This is a genomic window from Streptomyces spongiae (genome assembly GCF_009377185.1).
GTDB lineage: Bacteria > Actinomycetota > Actinomycetes > Streptomycetales > Streptomycetaceae > Streptomyces > Streptomyces spongiae.
In genome coordinates, this window is record NZ_VJZC01000057.1 from 1 (window position 1) to 17,105 (window position 17,105).

Genomic DNA, 17,105 nt, shown 5'->3' on the forward strand with positions numbered 1-17,105 from the left:
ATCTCACCCCTCCCCATCCCTCCCCGTCCCCGACAGGTGATCCGAGTGGACAGTCAGACGGCGGTCGCCCCGCACACCCCGCACAGTTCCTCCCCGGCAGGCAGCCTCAAGCCCGATTCGCTCGGCGTCCTGGGCATCCTCTTCTTCGTCCTTTCCGCCCAGGCCCCACTGACCGGCATCGCCGGAGCCGTCCCCATCGCCGTAGCGATAGGCAACGGAGCCGGCGCCCCCGCCGCGTATCTCGCGGCGGGCCTCGTGGTCCTGCTGTTCTCCATCGGCTTCGTCGCCATGGGCCGCCACCTCGTGGACGCCGGCGCCTTCTACACCTACATCGGCAAGGGGCTCGGCCGCTCGACCGGCTCCGGCAGCGCGGGTGTCGCCCTCTTCGCCTACTGCGCGGTCCAGGCAGCCATGTACGGGCTCTACGGCGCGACGGTGAGCGGCCTCGTCGAGCACTACGCCGGCGTACACGTCGCATGGTGGGTCTGGACGCTCGTCACCATGGTGATCGTCCAGGTCCTGGGCGCCGCCGGGATCGAGATGGGAGCGAGGGTTCTGACCGTCTTCGTCCTGGCGGAGTTCAGCATCCTGATCGCCTTCGCCCTCGTGACCTTCTTCAAGGGCGGCGGCCCCGACGGGCTCGGCTTCGCCGACAGCTTCTCGCCCCACGCCGCGCTCCAGGGCGCCCCCGGCGTGGCACTGATGTTCGCCGTGGCGTCGATGTTCGGTTTCGAGGCCACCGCCATCTACGGCGAGGAGGCCCGGGAGCCCAGGAAGACCGTCCCGCGTGCCACCTACCTGTCGGTCGCGGTGGTCACCTGCTTCTTCGCCTTCACCTCGTGGATGCTGGTCTCCGCGCACGGCGCGGCGTCGGCGACGGCCGAGGCGGGCAAGGCCCTTGAGTCGGGCGATGCCACGGCCTTCGTCTTCGCCCCCATCACGGCGCAGTTCGGCGCGTGGACCGGCGATGTACTGCCCATCCTGCTGGCCACCTCGCTGTTCGCCGGCATCCTGGCGTTCCACAACTCCGCCAACCGCTACCTGTTCTCCCTGGGCCGTGAGGGACTGCTGTCGCACCGGCTGACCGCGATCAACCGGCGCCACTCCCCCTGGGTGGCCGGCATCGTCCAGACGGTGATCTCGGTGGCCCTGGTCATGCCGTTCGCGCTGTTCGACAAGGACCCCGTACTGACGCTCTTCTCCTGGTTCAGCGGAGTCGCCGTACTGGGGATCATGCTCCTGTACTTCCTGACCTCCGTCTCCGTGGTCGTCTACTTCCGCCGCTCACGTGCCGACACCCGGCTCTGGAACACCCTGGTCGCACCGATTCTGGGCGCGCTCGGTATCGCCGGTGCGATCTGGCTCATCATCGACAACTTCACCACGCTCATCGGCGGCGACCAGACCACCGCCGTCTGGCTCCAGCTCACCGTCCCCGCGGTTCTGGTCCTGGGGCTCGTCGTGGCACGGCTGACCCGACGTCGGACCACCGGGAACCCTCAGGAACAGGAGAGCTGATGCCGGCGCTCGTTCACGACGACCTGCTGCGTCGCGCCAAGGATCTGGACCTGCCCGCCGTGCACCACATCGACGGGGTGGACGAGCCGGGCGGGGGCACCGCGTTCGCGGTCGTCTCCCCTCGCGACGGACAGGTCCTCGGCGAGGTCGCCGACGCCCGGCCCGCCGAGGTCGACCTCTCCGTGGCCGCCGCACGCCGGGCCTTCGACTCCGGACCCTGGCCACGCCTCGCGCCCGCCGACCGCGGTCGGATCCTGCTGCGCGTCGCCGAACTCCTCGAAGAGCAACGGGAGAGGCTCGCCCTCACCATCACCCTGGAGATGGGCAAGCCGATCACGGACGCGTACGAGATCGAACTGCGTGCCGCGATCAACACCTTCCGCTGGTACGGGCAACTGGCCGACAAACTCACCGACGAGTCGCCCTACACCTCCCCGGACGCCCTGGCCCTGATCACCCGGGAGCCGGCGGGTGTCGTGGGCGCCGTCGTACCGTGGAACTTCCCCCTGACACTGGCGAGTTGGAAGGTCGCTCCGGCGCTGGCCGCGGGATGCACGGTCGTCCTGAAGCCGTCGGAGAACTCTCCGCTGTCCGCCCTGCTGCTGGGGCGGATCGTGACCGAGGCCGGACTGCCGCCCGGCGTGCTCAACGTGGTGACCGGAGACGGGCCGGTGGCAGGGCGGGCGATCGGGCTGCACCCCGATGTGGACGTCCTGGCGTTCACCGGCTCCACGGCGGTCGGCCGCCACTTCCTGCGCTACGCAGCCGACTCCAACCTCAAGCGCGTCTGGCTGGAGCTGGGCGGCAAGTCACCGAACATCATCCTTCCCGACGCCCCCGACCTGGAGAAGGCCGCCGCCACCGCGGCCTGGGGCATCTTCTTCAACCAGGGCGAGATGTGCACCGCCCCCTCCCGGCTGCTGGTGCACTCCTCCGTCGCCGAACGCGTCACCGAGGCGATCGTGGCCCGGGCCGGGGAACTGCGGGTCGGTGATCCGCTGGACCCGGCGACCGAGATGGGCGCGATGGTGGGCGAGAGTCATCTGGAGCGCGTCCTCGACCACATCGGCACCGGCATCGAGGAAGGTGCGCGGCTGCGGGCCGGCGGCGGACGCACACTGACCGAGACCAGCGGCAGTTATCTCCGGCCAACCGTCTTCGACCACGTCGACCCCGGCATGCGACTGGCCCGCGAGGAGATCTTCGGCCCGGTCCTGTCCGTCCTCACCTTCGACGACCTGGACGAGGCGGTACGGCTGGCCAACGCCACCGAGTACGGCCTCGCCGCCGGGCTGTGGACCTCCGACCTGTCCACCGCGCACCGCGTCTCGCGCGCGCTCAAGGCCGGCACGGTGTGGGTCAACTGCTACGAGGAGGGCGACCTGACCGTCCCCTTCGGCGGCATGAAGCAGTCGGGCAACGGCCGCGACAAGTCCGTGCACGCCATCGAGAAGTACACCGAACTCAAGACCACGTGGATCCAGCTGTGACGCGCCCCCTGATAGCCATCCCCGCCCGGTTCTCGGCCACGACGTCCGCACTGCGGTTCGCCGCCGAGGTCAACGCCCGTGCCCTGATCGAGGCGGTCTGGCGGGCCGGCGGCGAACCGGCGAGCATTCACCCCGCCGACTCCGAGGTCGCCTCCCGCCTCGCCCGCTTCGACGGCGTGCTCCTGCCCGGCGGCGGCGACCTCGCCCCGCACCGCTACGGCGCCACCGACACCCACGACACTGTCTACGACGTGGACGAGGTACAGGACGCCTTCGACCTCGAAGTCGCCCGTGCCGCACTGGACTTGGGCCTGCCTCTGCTGGCTGTCTGCCGGGGCCTCCAGGTCGTCAACGTCGCCCTCGGCGGCACCCTGGAACAGGACATGGGCGGTCCCGAGCGCGAACACCGGCACCTCGTGCACCCGGTGGAGATCCGGCGCGGCAGCCTGCTGGAGAAGGCCACCGGCGCTCAGAAGGTCGAGGCGTCCTGCTACCACCACCAGCGGGTGAGCAGTGTCGCGGCAGGACTCGCGATCACCGCGCGGGCGGCCGACGGCACCGTGGAAGGGCTCGAACTCCCGGGCACGTCCGGCTGGTTCAGCGCCGTCCAGTGGCACCCCGAGGACACCGCCCACGAGGACCCCGCCCAGCAGGGCCTGTTCAATGCCCTCGTACGAGCCGCCCGAGCCGCGCGCGCGGAAACATCGCCGACATACGAACGAGGAATACAATAAGCCTTCGAGTCACAAATCCAATTGCCCTTGATTTACGGGCCAGGTTCGCTTTCTTTTAGGGACCTGGTTCATTAAGGCGGATATCGAAGATTTCGTTGACACCCCGCGATTCATGCTTGCAGAATGCGGCATCCGAATCGGGAGGTCAACCGTGCGGCTGAGGCGTTTTCACAGATGGGGTCCGATATCGGTCGCCGTGGCGATGGGCCTGGTGCTCACCGCCTGTCAGGACGGCGGCTCGACGAGTTCCGGCAGCGACTCCATGATGATCAACTATGCATCCGGTAAGACCGTGCTGCAGCGGAACTTCAACCCGCTGATCGGCGGATCCGGCGCCACGCAGGGCACTCGCATCTACATGTACCAGTCCCTCATGGGGGTCAACGTCCTCAAGGGCGGTGCCCTGGAGCCATGGCTCGCCTCCGGGCAGAAGCTGTCGGCGGACGGCCGCACGCTCACCGTGGACATCAACAAGAAGGCCACCTGGAGCGACGGAAAACCCGTAACCGCCGATGATGTCGCATTCACGTACCAGCTGGTGAAGAAAACACCCGAGATCAACACCAACGGAATTTCATTCGCGTCGGTGTCCACGCAGGGCGAGAAGACCGTCGTCTTTCACTTTGACAAGCCCGCCTTCACCCAGCTCTCCGCTCTTCTCGGACAGTACATCGTGCCGAAGAAATACTGGGAGGGTAAGAACCCGGTCACCTTCGCCAATCCGAATCCGGTCGGCAGCGGTGCGTACACCCTCAAGCGCTTCGACCCGCAACAGGTGACCCTGGCCCTGCGGGACGACTACTGGCGCACCAATTCCATCCAGGTCAAGGAGATCCGGCTGCCCGTCGTCAACTCCGCCACGGAGATCTCCCAGCTGACGCGTGGCCAGGAGGATCTGAGCGGCGGCGCCATTCCCAACCTGAAGAAGGAGTACGTCGACAAGGACCCCAAGAAGAACGGCTATTTCTATCCCACCTACGGTTCACTGATCGTGGTCTTCAACCACGACCGCAGCGCCCTGAAGGACGTCCACCTGCGCAAGGCGGTCGAGCTGTCCATCGACCGGAACCAGCTCATCGAACTCGTCACCCAGCTCGGCGCCAACCCGATCAGCCAGACCGGCCTCGACGCCGCGACCCAGGGCAAATGGCTCGACCCCGCCTACAAGAATCCCGTGAAGACGGACCTGTCGGCTGCCAAGTCCGAGCTGGAGAAGGCCGGGTACACACTCAGCGGCGGCAAGGCCGTGAAGGACGGGAAGCAGCTCACCCTCACCTACATCGAGGTCTCCGACTTCGCGGACTCCGTGCAGCGCGCCCGGATCATCGCCAGCCAGCTCGGCAAGATCGGCATCAAGGTGAAGGTGCAGGCCATGGCCAGCGGCACCTACACCGAGGCCCGCGAGAAGGGCGACTTCGACCTCGCCTCGTACGGCCTCGCCTACGGATCCGTGCCCTGGCAGATCTACAACCCGCTGCTCAACAGCCAGTTCGCCGGAACGCCGAAGGGCGGCAAGGCGCAGACGAACAACTATCTGCGCTGGCGCGACAAGACGACCGACAACCTGCTCAACGAACTCGCGGGCACCGGCGACGAGCAGAAGCAGATCGAGCTCACCCGGAAGGTGGAGAAAATCATCGTCGACCAGGTGCCGTTCGTGACGCTGTCCAACATCACCGCCGGCTGTGCGTGGAGCGCCCGCAACTGGACCGGATTCCCGAGCGAGAACGATCCGTACGCCATCTGCGCGCCCTGGAACGGCGGACCGGCCTTCGAGAACGTCCTCGCGCGGCTGAAGCCGGTGAAGCCGTGACGGCCGTGACAGCCGTGACAGCCATGTGCGCCCCGCGGAGGTGCGAGCGGTGACGGCGACGACCCTTCCGGTCGGCGAGGCGCAGCCGTCGCAGCCGTCGGACACCGCGGGGGCCGTACGTCGCCGCAGGGGCGGCCGGGCCCGCGTGCTGCTGCGCCGCGTCGGTTTCTACCTCGGTACCGCCGCTGTCGCCATCACCCTCAACTTCGTCATCCCCCGGCTGATGCCGGGGGACCCGGCCTCCGTCATCCTCAACAAACTGGCCCAGCAGTCGCAGGTCACCCCCGCCACCGAGAAGTCCATCCGGGCATTGTTCGGAGTCCCCGACGAAGGCCTCTGGCAGCAGTACCTGCACTACCTCGCGCAGCTCGCCCACGGCGACCTCGGTGTCTCCATCGCGTACTTCCCGCAGCCGGTGAGCGAGATGATCGGCTCGGGCCTGCCCTGGACACTGGGGCTGGTCAGTCTCACCACCGTCCTGGCGTTCCTGCTCGGCACCGGAATCGGCATCGTCTCCGGGGCCCGGCCCGGCAGCCGCTTCGACAGCGTGACGGCGCCGCTCGCGACCTTCCTCGGCTCGATGCCGTACTTCTGGGTCGCCACCATGCTCCTGTTGCTGCTGTCGGTGACCGTGCCCGTCTTCCCCTCGCAGAACGGCTACGACCTGGGCCTCGATCCCGGCTTCACGCCCGCCTTCATCGGCAGTGTGATCGAGCACGGCTTCCTGCCCGCCGTGACCATCATCGTCTCCTCCGTCGGCGGATGGCTGCTCGGCATGCGCAACATGATGATCACCACCGTGGCCGAGGACTACGTCACGCTCGCCGAGGCCAAGGGCCTCAGCCGACGGCGGGTGCTCCTCGCGTACGCCGCCCGGAACGCGATGCTTCCGCAGATCGCGGGACTGGCCATCTCCATCGGCACGGTCGTCGGCGGCTCCCTGCTCGCCGAGGCGGTCTTCGCCTACCCCGGCGTCGGCTACCTCTTCTACCAGGCCGTGGTCAACCTCGACTATCCGCTGATGCAGGCCCTGTTCCTGACCATCTCGCTCTCCGTGCTGCTCGCCAACTTCATCGCCGACTCCGTCTACGTCCTGCTCGACCCACGGACCCGGGAGGACGCATGACGGTCAGTCCCCCACTGGCTCCGCTCACCCCCTCGGCCGACCGGCTGACCTGGCGCACCGCGCTGCGCCGACTGGTCCCCGCCAACCGCAAGGCCCGCGTCGGGCTCGCGATCATCGGGGTGTACGTCCTGGTGGCCGCCGTCGGCCCGTGGATCGTGCAGTCACTGATGGGCCTGTCGCCCACGGAACTCACCGGCGACGTCCTCCAGTCGCCCTCCGGTGCCCACCCGCTCGGCACCACACAGGACGGCTCCGACGTGCTCGCCCAACTCGTCGTCGGTACCCGCACGTCCCTGCTCGTCGGCGCTCTCGCGGCCGTCGTCTCCACCACCCTGTCGGTCGCGGTCGGGCTGATCGGCGGCTACTACGGCGGCACGGTCGACTCCGTGCTCGGTGCGCTCACCAACGCGTTCCTGGTGCTGCCGGGACTGCCCCTGGTCATCGTCCTCGCCGGGTACCTGCGGGGGCGGGGCGGGCCCTTCGCCGTGGCGCTCGTCATCGGACTGACCGGCTGGGCCTGGGGAGCACGGTCCAAGCGCGTACAGACCCTGTCGCTGCGGGGCCGGGACTTCGTGGTGGGTGCCCGGCTGCTCGGGGAGAGCAATCTGCGGATCATGCTCGTCGAGGTGCTGCCGAATCTGCTGCCGGTCATCTCCGCGACGCTGATGCTCTCCCTGGTCACCTCCATCCTGGCCGTGTCCGGCCTGGACTTCCTGGGCATCGGCGACCTCAACTCCGTCAGCTGGGGCACGATGCTGTACTTCGCCCAGCAGCGGCAGGCGATGGTCGCCGGGGCCTGGTGGTGGTTCGTACCGCCCGGAGTGGCGATCACCGTGCTGGGTGCCGCCGCCGGACTCGTCAACTTCGGCATCGACGAACTCACCAACCCGCGGCTTCGAGGAGCCGGTGGGAAGGCCGCGAAGACCCGGAAGCCCCGGAAGAAGGGGGTGCGATGACCTCCCTCGGAAACACGCACAAGAACATGCCGGCGAACCCTCATGAGAACTCTCCCGGACAGGATGTGCTGCTGGACGTCGAGGGCCTCAGCGTCGACTACGGCACCGAGGCCGACCCGCTCCCGGCCGTGTCCGAGGTGTCGTTGCGGGTACGTCGCGGAGACATCCTCGGCATCGCCGGAGAGAGCGGCAGCGGCAAGACGACGCTCATCAACGCGCTGCTGCGGCTGCTGCGCCCGCCGGCCCAGGTCCGTTCGGGCCGAGCCACGCTCTACCCGCGGTCGGGCACGCCTCTCGACCTCCTTCACGCCGACGCCAAGGAGCTGCGTGAGGCACGCTGGGAGCAGACGGCCGTGGTCTTCCAGAGCGCGATGAACGCCCTCAACCCGGTGTCCAGGCTCTCCGCCCAGTTCACCGATGTCCTGCGCACTCATCGTCGGATGCCCAAGTCCGAGGCCCGCGAGCACGCCGCACACATGCTGGAGCTCGTCGGCATCCCGGCCGCCCGGCTCGACAGCTATCCGCACGAACTCTCCGGCGGCATGCGGCAGCGGGCCACCATCGCGCTGTCCCTGGTGTGCGAACCGGACCTGCTGGTGATGGACGAGCCGACGACGGCCGTGGACGTGGTCATGCAGCGCCAGATCCTGCGCCAGGTCATCCGTCTGCAACGACGGCTGGGCTTCTCCGTCGTCTTCATCACCCATGATCTGTCACTGCTGTTGGAGATCGCCGACCGCATCGCCGTCATGTACGGCGGGCGCATCGTGGAGAGCGGACCGGTGGGAGCGCTGTACCGGGACCCGCGGCATCCCTACACCCGCGGGCTGCGCGACTCCTTCCCCCCTCTGCGCGGACCGATGCGCAAGCTCAACGGCATCCCCGGCAGTCCACCCGATCTTCGCCGTCTCCCTCCGGGCTGCCCCTTCGAACCGCGCTGCCCGTACGCGAGTTCCGAGTGCACGACCGCGGTTCCTGAACTCAAGGACCACGGCGCCGACCGACTGGTCGCCTGCGTCCACGCCGACACCCTGCCCGTGCCGACCGTGGGAGGACGCGTATGACCCCCGAACCGCACCCGTCGTCCCGTACTCCCGCCGACTCCGAGCCCGCCCCCGTCCTCGAAGCGGTGGACGTCACGGTCCACTACCCGGTGCACCACGGCCCACGCGGCGAGACCGTGCACGCGCTGGAGAACGCGTCACTGCGGCTGCGCCCCGGCCGCACGGTGGCCCTGGTCGGCGAGAGCGGGAGCGGCAAGTCCACCTTCGCCCGTACGCTCGCCCTCGCCCAGGAGCCCACGAGCGGCAGCATCCTGTTGCACGGCGAGCCCGCCTCCGCACGGGGCCGCCGGGCCCGCCGCGCCTATGCCCGCCGGGTACAGATGGTGCTCCAGGACCCGTTCGGCTCCCTCAACCCCCTCCACCGTGTGCGGTACCTGCTCGAGCGGCCGCTGCGGCTGCACGGCTCGGTCACCGGACGCGAGGACGTGGAACAGCGGCTCCGGGCGCTGCTGGAACGCGTACGGCTCACCCCGCCCGAGCGTTTCCTGGACGCCTTCCCGCACGAACTCTCCGGCGGTCAGCGGCAGCGCGTCGCGATCGCCCGGGCACTCGCGGTCCAGCCCGAGGTGCTGCTCGGTGACGAGCTGGTGAGCATGCTCGACGTCTCCATCCGGCTGGAGATCCTCAACCTCCTCGCCGCCCTGCGCGACGAGGAACACCTCGCCATGCTCTACATCACGCACGACATCGCGGGCGCCCGCTACTTCACCGACGAGATCGCGGTGATGTACGCCGGGGAGATCGTCGAGTACGGCACGGCGGAGGACGTCACCCAGACGCCCGCGCACCCCTACACCCGGCTGCTACTGGACTCGACTCCGGATCCGGACCGCATGGAGTTCCTGGCGGGCCGTACGAACGACGTCGAGGACACGGCGCCCGACGCCGCGGACGACGACTACGGCGAACCCCCGGACCTGGTCCGTCCTCCGTCCGGCTGCCGCTTCCACCCCCGCTGTCCCTTCGCCCGGCCCGAGTGCAGCACCGACCGGCCTCCACGCGTCCAGGTGGCCGACGGTCACTGGGCCCATTGCTGGCTGCTGGTGCAACCCGCCGCCGAGGAGACCCGGGCCCCCAGTGCGACCACCCCGGAGATGACCCTTTGACCGCCCCTCTGCCCGGCGATCTGATCGAGGCCGCCAACCGCTGCCTGGTCCTGGGCTTCGACGGCACCACACCTCCGAGTGAGCTCAGGCGGCTGGCCGACACGGGACTCGGCGGTGTCATCCTGCACACCCGCAACATCGCCGGCCGCGCCGAACTGCGCGCGCTCACCGACGAGTTGCGCGACCTGCGCCCCGGACTGCTGGTCACGGTCGACCAGGAGGGCGGCGGCATCAGCCATCTCGCCCGGGCGGGCGCGCCGGAGACGCCCGGGGCCTGGGCGCTGGGCGTGGCCGACGACACCGCGCTGACGGCCGCTGTCGCCGAGGCGCTCGCACGGCATCTCGCCGAGTGCGGTGTCTCGGTGGCCTACGCCCCGGTGGCCGATGTGCACCGCCTGGCCACCAATCCGATCGTGCGCACCCGCGCCTTCGGTGCCGACCCCGCCCACGCGGCCCGGCACATCAGCGCCTGGATCGAGGCGACCCTGTCCCAGGGGGTCGCGCCGTGCGCCAAGCACTTCCCGGGTCATGGCTCGACGGCCGTCGACAGCCACCTCGGTGTCGCCGTCGACATGAGGGACGAGCTGTCGCTGCGCGAGACCGACCTGCCGCCGTTCCGTGCCGCGATCACGGCCGGTGTCCCGCTCGTCATGACCGCCCATGTCGTCTACCCGGCGCTCGACCACGCCCCCGCCACCCTCAGCCGCCGTATCCTGACCGGTCTGCTGCGGGCCGAACTCGGCTTCCAGGGCGTCATCGTGACCGATGCCCTGGAGATGGGGGCCATCGCCGACGAGATCGGCGAGGCCGCCGGAGCGGTCGCCGCGATCGCCGCAGGAGCCGACCAGATCGTCATCGCCCGCCCCGACCCGGCGCTGTGGCTGCGCTGCCGTGACGGCCTGCTGGACGCCATGGCCGACGGCACGCTCGACCCGGCGCGGGTCGTGGACGCGGCCCGTCGGGTCGACGCCCTCGCCGAGCGATTCGCCCGGCCGCCCCGGCCCACCGCCCGGCCGCCCGCGCTCACGGACATCGGCCTGCTCGCCGCCCGCCGGGCCGTGCGCTGGAAGCCGCTGCCCGGTCCGGTTCTCGACCCCTTCGTGGTCGATCTGTACCGCCCTCCGCACCCGGCCATGGAATGGAACCGTACGGACCTGATCACGTTGCTGCGCGAGGCCATGCCGGCCACCGACGGTGTGGGGGCCACACAGGGGCCGGTCGACATACCCGGCATCCTTCAACGTGCCCAGGGGCGGCCCCTGTTGATCGCCACCGAGGACGCGGAACTCCACCCGTGGCAGCGTGAGGCCCGTACCGCCCTGCTCACCGCCCGCCCGGACGCGCTCCTGATCGCCACCGGCATGCCGGACGCGGACACGGAGGTCTCCGACGGGCTGTGCACCTACGGGCGGGGCCGGGCCAACCTCCGGGCCGTGGCGGAGGCTCTCCTGTAGCTCATGCGGTGGCCAACGGCTGTTCACCAGCGGTGGCGGCGGTCAGGGCCGTGTCGATCGCCAGCCGGTACAGCCGCGTCGGTCTGCCCTTGCGATGGGTCTGCGCCGAGCCCTCGAAGGTGACCAGGCCGTGTGCGTGCAGCTTGCGCACCAGGCGCCGGCCGCTGGGGTCGGTGATGGCCAGGGCGTTGGCCAGTTCGCTGGGTGTGACGGGACGGCCGGCCAGGTCGCGCTCGATCGCTGCCAGCCGGGACAACGTTGTCGGACTCAGCCCGACGGTCCGCGCCAGTTCCTGCATGCGGGCACCGTGCTCAGGGCAGGTGGAGGTCTGCGACAGCCCTACGGGGCCCATAGGTCCGATGACCAGGCCGCCGTCCTCGATCAGATAGCCACAGGGCCGGTTCTCCGACTCGGCGCGGGCGGCGGCCCGTTCGGCGAGGAGTACCGAAGTACGAGCCGAGGGACCGACGCCGAACCCGGCCGCGACGGGCACCCCCAGGGACTCCTCGGCCTGGCCGAGCACCGGCAGGTCCCGCCAGTTGTGCGTCAGGCGTTCGAACATGGCCCGGTGGGCGAAGACCGCCACTCCACGCCGGCCCCGGTTCTCGATCCAGGCGTCGGCGCATTCCTGAGTATTGAGGAGCAGGTTCATCAGCCCGGCGCGGCCGCGCTCCAACTCGGTGGGACCGGTGAACCGGCCGACACAGAACACGCCGGCGGCGAACCGGGCCGCACCCACCCTCTCCGACTGGATGCGCAGCACCAGATCATGCAGGTCCGAGCGGATGCTGGAGGGTACGGGCGAGCCGTTGAGCACCGGCAGGGTGCTGCGCAACTGCCGTGCGACGGCGGTGCGGGCGGTGATGACGTAGCCGTCACCTCCCCCCAGGCTGCGCCGGTGGAAGGCGCATATCTCCGCCGCGTCCTGGTCGTCGGCGTACGGGAGGCAGGTGACACGGGTGCGATCGAGATGCAGGGCCCCGGTGACCTCGGCGACCACGTCGTGGTCGAAGGTGTCGATGCTGACCGGTACCGGCTGCCAGCCGCGAGCCTGTGCGCGGGAGAACGCCAGTGCCAGGTCGAGGGTGGAGCTGCGGGTGACGGCGACGGGCAGTTCGGGGGAGAGCAGACTGCGGCAGGCGCGGTACGGCACGGCGCCGACCAGCAGGCCGTCGAGGGCGTGCCGGGTGATCAGGTCCTGCACGCTGGGTCGTATTTCCTGCTCGTATTCATAGGTGACCCACTTCAGCGAGATTCCGGACAGCGTCTCCACTGCCTCCTCGAAGACCCCACGGCGACTTGCGTGAATGACAAGGCCGATCGAGAGACTCACAATGCACCACCACTTTACGAACCTGGTTCCTAAGGAGGTCGCCGTGTTCCGTGCGTTCAGAATGTCGGGGTGCCAGACGTCGGGTCAATACCGTATCCCCGACCGGGGAATTTCCTGGGGGAGACAAAAGGAATTTCCCACACATGTGGTCTATACCAGTTGATCGTCAGGCCGCGCCCACGGGGTGTGTGAGGTTCGCTCCGGTCGCGGGGTCGAACACATGGGCCTTGGCCATGTGGACCCGCAACTCCACGGGTTCGCCCTCGCGGGCACGCGTGGCGGCGTCCAGACGGACCACGATGTGGTGGGCGTCGGCGCCGGTGTCGCGCATGCCCGAGTCCGTGGCGAGCTCCTCCAGTTCCGTGGTCGTCGCGGGCCCGCCCTCCGCGGTGAAGTAGACATAGACATCGGACCCCAGCGACTCCAGTACCTCCACGGTGGCGATGAAGACCGGGCCCGCGTGGTCCCCGTCGTGCGACAGGGCCACGTCCTCGAATGCCTCCGGTCGCAGCCCGACGATGACCTCGCGGGGCGCGTTCTGCCGTTCCAGGGACTGCCTCGTACGGTCGTCCAGGGGCAGGTCGCCCAGCGCCGTTCGCAGGGCGCCGTCCTCCAGGGTGGCGTTCAGGAAGTTCATGGCCGGGGATCCGATGAATCCGGCGACGAAGATGTTGCGCGGGAAGTCGTACAGCTCGGCGGGTGTGCCGATCTGCTGGACCAGGCCCTGTCTCATGACCACGACCCGGTCGCCGAGCGTCATCGCCTCGGTCTGGTCGTGGGTGACGTACACGGTGGTCGTGCCGAGGCGGCGCTGCAGCCGGGAGATCTGGGTGCGCATCTGCACCCGGAGTTTGGCGTCCAGGTTGGACAACGGCTCGTCCATCAGGAACGCCTTGGGATCGCGGACGATCGCCCGCCCCATGGCCACCCGCTGGCGCTGGCCGCCCGAGAGGTTGGCGGGCTTGCGGTCCAGGTGCTCGGTCAGGTCGAGGACCTCGGCGGCTTCCTCCACCTTGGTGTTGATGGTGACCTTGTCCACCTTGGCCAGCCGCAGCGGGAAGCCCATGTTCTCCCGGACGTTCATGTGCGGGTACAGGGCATAGCTCTGGAACACCATGGCGACGTCGCGTTCCTTGGGAGCGAGGTCGTTGACGACCCGGTCCCCGATACGCAGCGTGCCCTCGGTGATGTCCTCGAGTCCGGCGATCATGTTCAGGGTGGTGGACTTGCCGCATCCGGACGGACCGACCAGGATCACGAACTCGCCGTCGGCGATGTCGAGGTCCACGTCCTTCACGGCGAGGGCCCCGTCTGGAAAGCGCTTGGTGACTCCCTCGAGGATGATCTCGGCCATGGTTGGTGCCTCCTTGCCTTCATGCCTTCCGGTCCGGGTACCGCGGTCGGCCCGTTCACCCCTTGACCGCCCCGGAGGTCAGTCCGGCGACGATCCGCCGCTGGAAGAGCAGGACGAAGATGACGATCGGGATGGTGATCACCACAGCGGCGGCGGCGATCGACCCGGTGGGCTGCTGGAACTGGGAGCTCCCGGTGAAGAACGCGATCGCCGCGGGCACGGTGCGCGCGGCCTCGGTGGACGTCAGCGAGATCGCGAACAGGAAGTCGTTCCAGCAGAAGATGAACACGAGGATGGCCGTGGTGAACACGCCCGGCGCGGCAAGCGGCACGATGACCATCCGGAAGGCCTGCGCGGGCGTCGCCCCGTCGACCTTGGCGGCCTTCTCCAGATCCCAGGGGATCTCCCGGAAGAACGCCGACAGGGTGTAGATCGCCAGCGGCAGGGAGAAGGTCATGTACGGGATGATCAGCCCGATCCAGGTGTCGAAGATCCCGATGATCCGCTCGATGTTGAACAGCGGTGACACCAGGGAGATCGGCGGGAACATGGCGATCAGCAGTGACATGCCGATGAGCAGCCGCTTGCCGGGGAAGCGCAGCCTGGCCACCGCGTAGGCGGCCATGATGCCCAGCGCCACCGCGATCACCGTGGCGATCAGGGCGATACCGATCGAGTTGATCAACGCGCGGGTGAACTCGGAGGTGTCGAAGATGCCCCGGTAGTTCTCCAGGGTCCAGTCCCTGGGGATGTAGTCGCCGTCCGTGAGGGTGGCGGGGTCCTTGAACGACAGCGCGGCGATCCACCACACCGGGAACAGGGCGTACAGCACCACCACCACGTTCATGACACCCCATCGGGCGGCATGCGTCTTTCCCACCGCGGCCATCAGCGCTTCACCTCCGCGCCGGGTGCAGCGGTGCCGAACAGTTTGACGAAGGTGAAGGCGATGATCCCGACGCAGATGAAGATCAGGACCGAGATCGCCGACCCGATGCCCAGGTTCAGCGCGGTGAACAGGTTGTCGTAGCCGAGGATCGACAGGGAGCCGGTCCCCTGGGCGCCCGCGGTCAGGATGTAGATGTTGTCGAAGATCCGGAACGCGTCCAGTGTGCGGAAGAGCAGGGCCACCAGGATGGCGGGTTTCATCAGCGGCAGCATGATCCTGGTGAAGCGCTGCCAGGCACTGGCACCGTCCACCATGGCCGCCTTCAGGGTCTCCTCGGGGACCAGCGCGAGGCCCGCGAGGAGCAGCAGGGCCATGAACGGCGTCGTCTTCCACACCTCGGCGAGGATGATCAGCCAGAGGGCGGGCCACTGCTCGGTCAGCGGGGCCTCTCCGCTGGGCAGCAGCGCGGCGAGGTATCCGAGCTCCGGGGTCCAGGCGTACTGCCAGGAGAAGGCGGCGACCACGGTGACGATCCCGTACGGAATGAGGACCGAAGTGCGGACGGAACCGCGCCAGAAGATCGTGCGGTGCATCACCAGGGCGAGTCCCATGCCGAGGACCAGTTCGATCGCCACGGACACGCCGGTGATGAACAGCGTGACCCAGAAGGCGTCCCACCAGAACGGGGAGGACAGCACCGCCCCGTAGTTGCTCAGGCCGACGAACTCCGCCTGTCCGGGAAAGCGCAGGTCGTAGCGCTGGAGGGACAGGTAGATGGCGTACCCGATGGGGTAGCCGGTCACGGCGATCATGACGACGACGGCGGGCGCGCAGAGCAACCAGCCGAGCCGCCGCTCCTGCCTTGCGCCCGCCGAGAGTGCCGCCCTGTCCGGCTCCGCCTGTTCGTGCTGGTTCACGGGATCACACCCTCTGATCGCAGGGCATCGTCGATCTGGTCCCTGATGGTCTCGACCGAACTCACCGGCTTGATCCCCGATGGCGGCGACAGCGTGTGGGAGACCGCGATCGACACGTTCTGGTAGACCGGAGTGATCGGGCGCACGCTCGCCGACTCCAGGGCGGCCAGCACTTCCCTGGAGAAGGGGTACGCCTTCATGAGCGCGGGCTCGTCGTACAGGGCGCGCAGGGTGGGCGGGAGACCGCCCTCGGTGGCGGCGGTGAGCTGGTTCTCACGGTTGCGCAGGCACAGGGCCGCCTCGAAGGCCAGGTCGGGGTGGCGCGAGTAGGCGCTCACCGCCAGGTCGATGCCGCCGATGGTGGGCCGTGCCGGGCGGTTCGCGTCGACCCGGGGGTACGGCGCCCAGCGGAAGTTCTTGAACAGCTCGGGGTTGTTCGCCTGCATCGACGGATAGACGAACGGGTAGTTGATCTCGAACGCAGCCACCCCCGACTCCATGGCGAGGCGGTTCTGGTCCTCCATCTGGTTGGGCAGGGAGGGGTCCGCGGCCGGGGAGTTCGCCAGATCCCGCATGATCCCGGCGGCACGCACGGCGGGAGGACCGAGGGAGGGCGCGGTCGCGCTCGCGTTGAGGATGGAGCCGCCCGCGCTGTTGATCAGTGAGTTGAACCAGACAGTCAGGCCCTCGTACTGGGCGCCCTGGATCTCCACGAAGTGCGGTTTGCCCTGCCGGGCGAGGTCGCCGGCCATGTCCAGCATCTCGGCCCAGGTCCTGGGCGGGGTGGGCACCAGGTCCTGGCGGTACCACAGGAGCTGGGTGTTGGTGTTGTACGGGACGGCGTACAACTTGCCCTTCCAGGTCGAGGTCTGCAGCGGTACCCGCAGGGTGCCCTCGGTGGCCTGCTGCTTCGCCGTCCCCGTCCATTCCCGGATCCAGCGTGCCTCGGCGAACTCCGCCGCCCAGGTCACGTCCAGGCCCAGGATGTCGAGCGAGTCGTCCTCGGCGGCGAGCCTGCGGACCAACTGCTGGCGCTGGCCGTCCGCGGCGCGCGGGAGCTTGTTGTAGCTGATCCGGTAGCGGCCGCCCGACGCCTGACCGCACCGGTCGGCCGCCTTCTGGAGCGCACCGGAGTCGTCGGGGAAGTTGTACCAGTTGAGGGTGGGCCGACCGGAGCCCTCGTCGCCGCCGCAGGCAACGAGCACCGATGCCAGCAACGGCAGGGCGGCGAACGCCCGCAGCCATCGCGTCCCGCACCTCGCGTGCACGCGCTCCACACCTCGCTTCGGGAAGGTGGCACGGCACTCGGACCTCGCAGTGCCCTCTCCCGGCGAACGCTAAATACCTCACA

At 68.9% G+C, this 17,105-nt stretch carries 14 protein-coding genes; 9 read left to right on the forward strand and 5 right to left on the reverse strand.

The annotated features are described in order from the left end of the window. The first annotated feature begins 45 nt into the window (after positions 1–45). The 9 genes from FNH08_RS11575 (at position 46) to FNH08_RS11615 (ending at position 11,261) form a co-directional block, all read left to right on the forward strand. Positions 46–1,518 carry an APC family permease gene (locus FNH08_RS11575; RefSeq protein WP_322724256.1) on the forward strand — a complete coding sequence of 491 codons (1,473 nt, stop codon included), beginning with the start codon at positions 46–48 and terminating at the stop codon, positions 1,516–1,518. After that, on the forward strand, positions 1,518–3,008 hold the full coding sequence (locus tag FNH08_RS11580; protein ID WP_152771378.1) for an aldehyde dehydrogenase: 1,491 nt from the start codon (positions 1,518–1,520) through the stop codon (positions 3,006–3,008). Before FNH08_RS11575 ends, FNH08_RS11580 begins: the two co-directional genes overlap by 1 nt. Further along, entirely contained in the window at positions 3,005–3,742 is a 738-nt protein-coding gene (locus FNH08_RS11585) for a gamma-glutamyl-gamma-aminobutyrate hydrolase family protein (RefSeq protein ID WP_322724258.1), read from the forward strand. The genes FNH08_RS11580 and FNH08_RS11585 overlap by 4 nt, the downstream gene beginning before the upstream one ends. A gap of 202 nt (positions 3,743–3,944) precedes the next feature. Further along, a complete protein-coding gene (locus tag FNH08_RS11590) occupies positions 3,945–5,555 on the forward strand; it encodes an ABC transporter substrate-binding protein (RefSeq protein ID WP_228034047.1) in 1,611 nt (536 codons plus the stop codon). Positions 5,556–5,700: 145 nt separating this feature from the next. Further along, on the forward strand, positions 5,701–6,681 hold the full coding sequence (locus FNH08_RS11595; protein ID WP_322724271.1) for an ABC transporter permease: 981 nt from the start codon (positions 5,701–5,703) through the stop codon (positions 6,679–6,681). Further along, complete coding sequence (locus FNH08_RS11600) at positions 6,678–7,637, forward strand: ABC transporter permease (protein WP_152771380.1); 960 nt, start codon at positions 6,678–6,680, stop codon at positions 7,635–7,637. The genes FNH08_RS11595 and FNH08_RS11600 overlap by 4 nt, the downstream gene beginning before the upstream one ends. Beyond that, positions 7,634–8,701: an ABC transporter ATP-binding protein gene (locus tag FNH08_RS11605; RefSeq protein WP_228034046.1), complete on the forward strand. Its 1,068-nt coding sequence runs from the start codon at positions 7,634–7,636 to the stop codon at positions 8,699–8,701. The genes FNH08_RS11600 and FNH08_RS11605 overlap by 4 nt, the downstream gene beginning before the upstream one ends. Continuing rightward, positions 8,698–9,807 (forward strand): ABC transporter ATP-binding protein, encoded by a 1,110-nt coding sequence (locus FNH08_RS11610; RefSeq protein WP_152771381.1) that lies wholly within the window; start codon positions 8,698–8,700, stop codon positions 9,805–9,807. Before FNH08_RS11605 ends, FNH08_RS11610 begins: the two co-directional genes overlap by 4 nt. Then, positions 9,804–11,261: a glycoside hydrolase family 3 protein gene (locus tag FNH08_RS11615; protein WP_152771382.1), complete on the forward strand. Its 1,458-nt coding sequence runs from the start codon at positions 9,804–9,806 to the stop codon at positions 11,259–11,261. The genes FNH08_RS11610 and FNH08_RS11615 overlap by 4 nt, the downstream gene beginning before the upstream one ends. Position 11,262: 1 nt before the next feature. On the opposite strand, the gene FNH08_RS11620 is transcribed toward FNH08_RS11615, so the two are convergent. From FNH08_RS11620 to FNH08_RS11640, 5 genes are all read right to left on the reverse strand, one after another. Beyond that, positions 11,263–12,534, reverse strand: coding sequence for a MarR family transcriptional regulator (locus tag FNH08_RS11620; protein ID WP_322724261.1), 1,272 nt, complete (start codon positions 12,532–12,534; stop codon positions 11,263–11,265). A 226-nt stretch (positions 12,535–12,760) separates the two neighbouring features. Beyond that, positions 12,761–13,948 carry an ABC transporter ATP-binding protein gene (locus FNH08_RS11625; protein ID WP_152771383.1) on the reverse strand — a complete coding sequence of 396 codons (1,188 nt, stop codon included), beginning with the start codon at positions 13,946–13,948 and terminating at the stop codon, positions 12,761–12,763. Positions 13,949–14,003: 55 nt separating this feature from the next. Continuing rightward, on the reverse strand, positions 14,004–14,837 hold the full coding sequence (locus FNH08_RS11630; RefSeq protein WP_152771384.1) for a carbohydrate ABC transporter permease: 834 nt from the start codon (positions 14,835–14,837) through the stop codon (positions 14,004–14,006). Next, positions 14,837–15,754, reverse strand: coding sequence for a carbohydrate ABC transporter permease (locus FNH08_RS11635; protein WP_322724263.1), 918 nt, complete (start codon positions 15,752–15,754; stop codon positions 14,837–14,839). The genes FNH08_RS11630 and FNH08_RS11635 overlap by 1 nt, the downstream gene beginning before the upstream one ends. Continuing rightward, complete coding sequence (locus tag FNH08_RS11640; protein ID WP_322724264.1) at positions 15,751–17,022, reverse strand: ABC transporter substrate-binding protein; 1,272 nt, start codon at positions 17,020–17,022, stop codon at positions 15,751–15,753. Before FNH08_RS11640 ends, FNH08_RS11635 begins: the two co-directional genes overlap by 4 nt. Between the last annotated feature and the right edge of the window lie 83 nt (positions 17,023–17,105).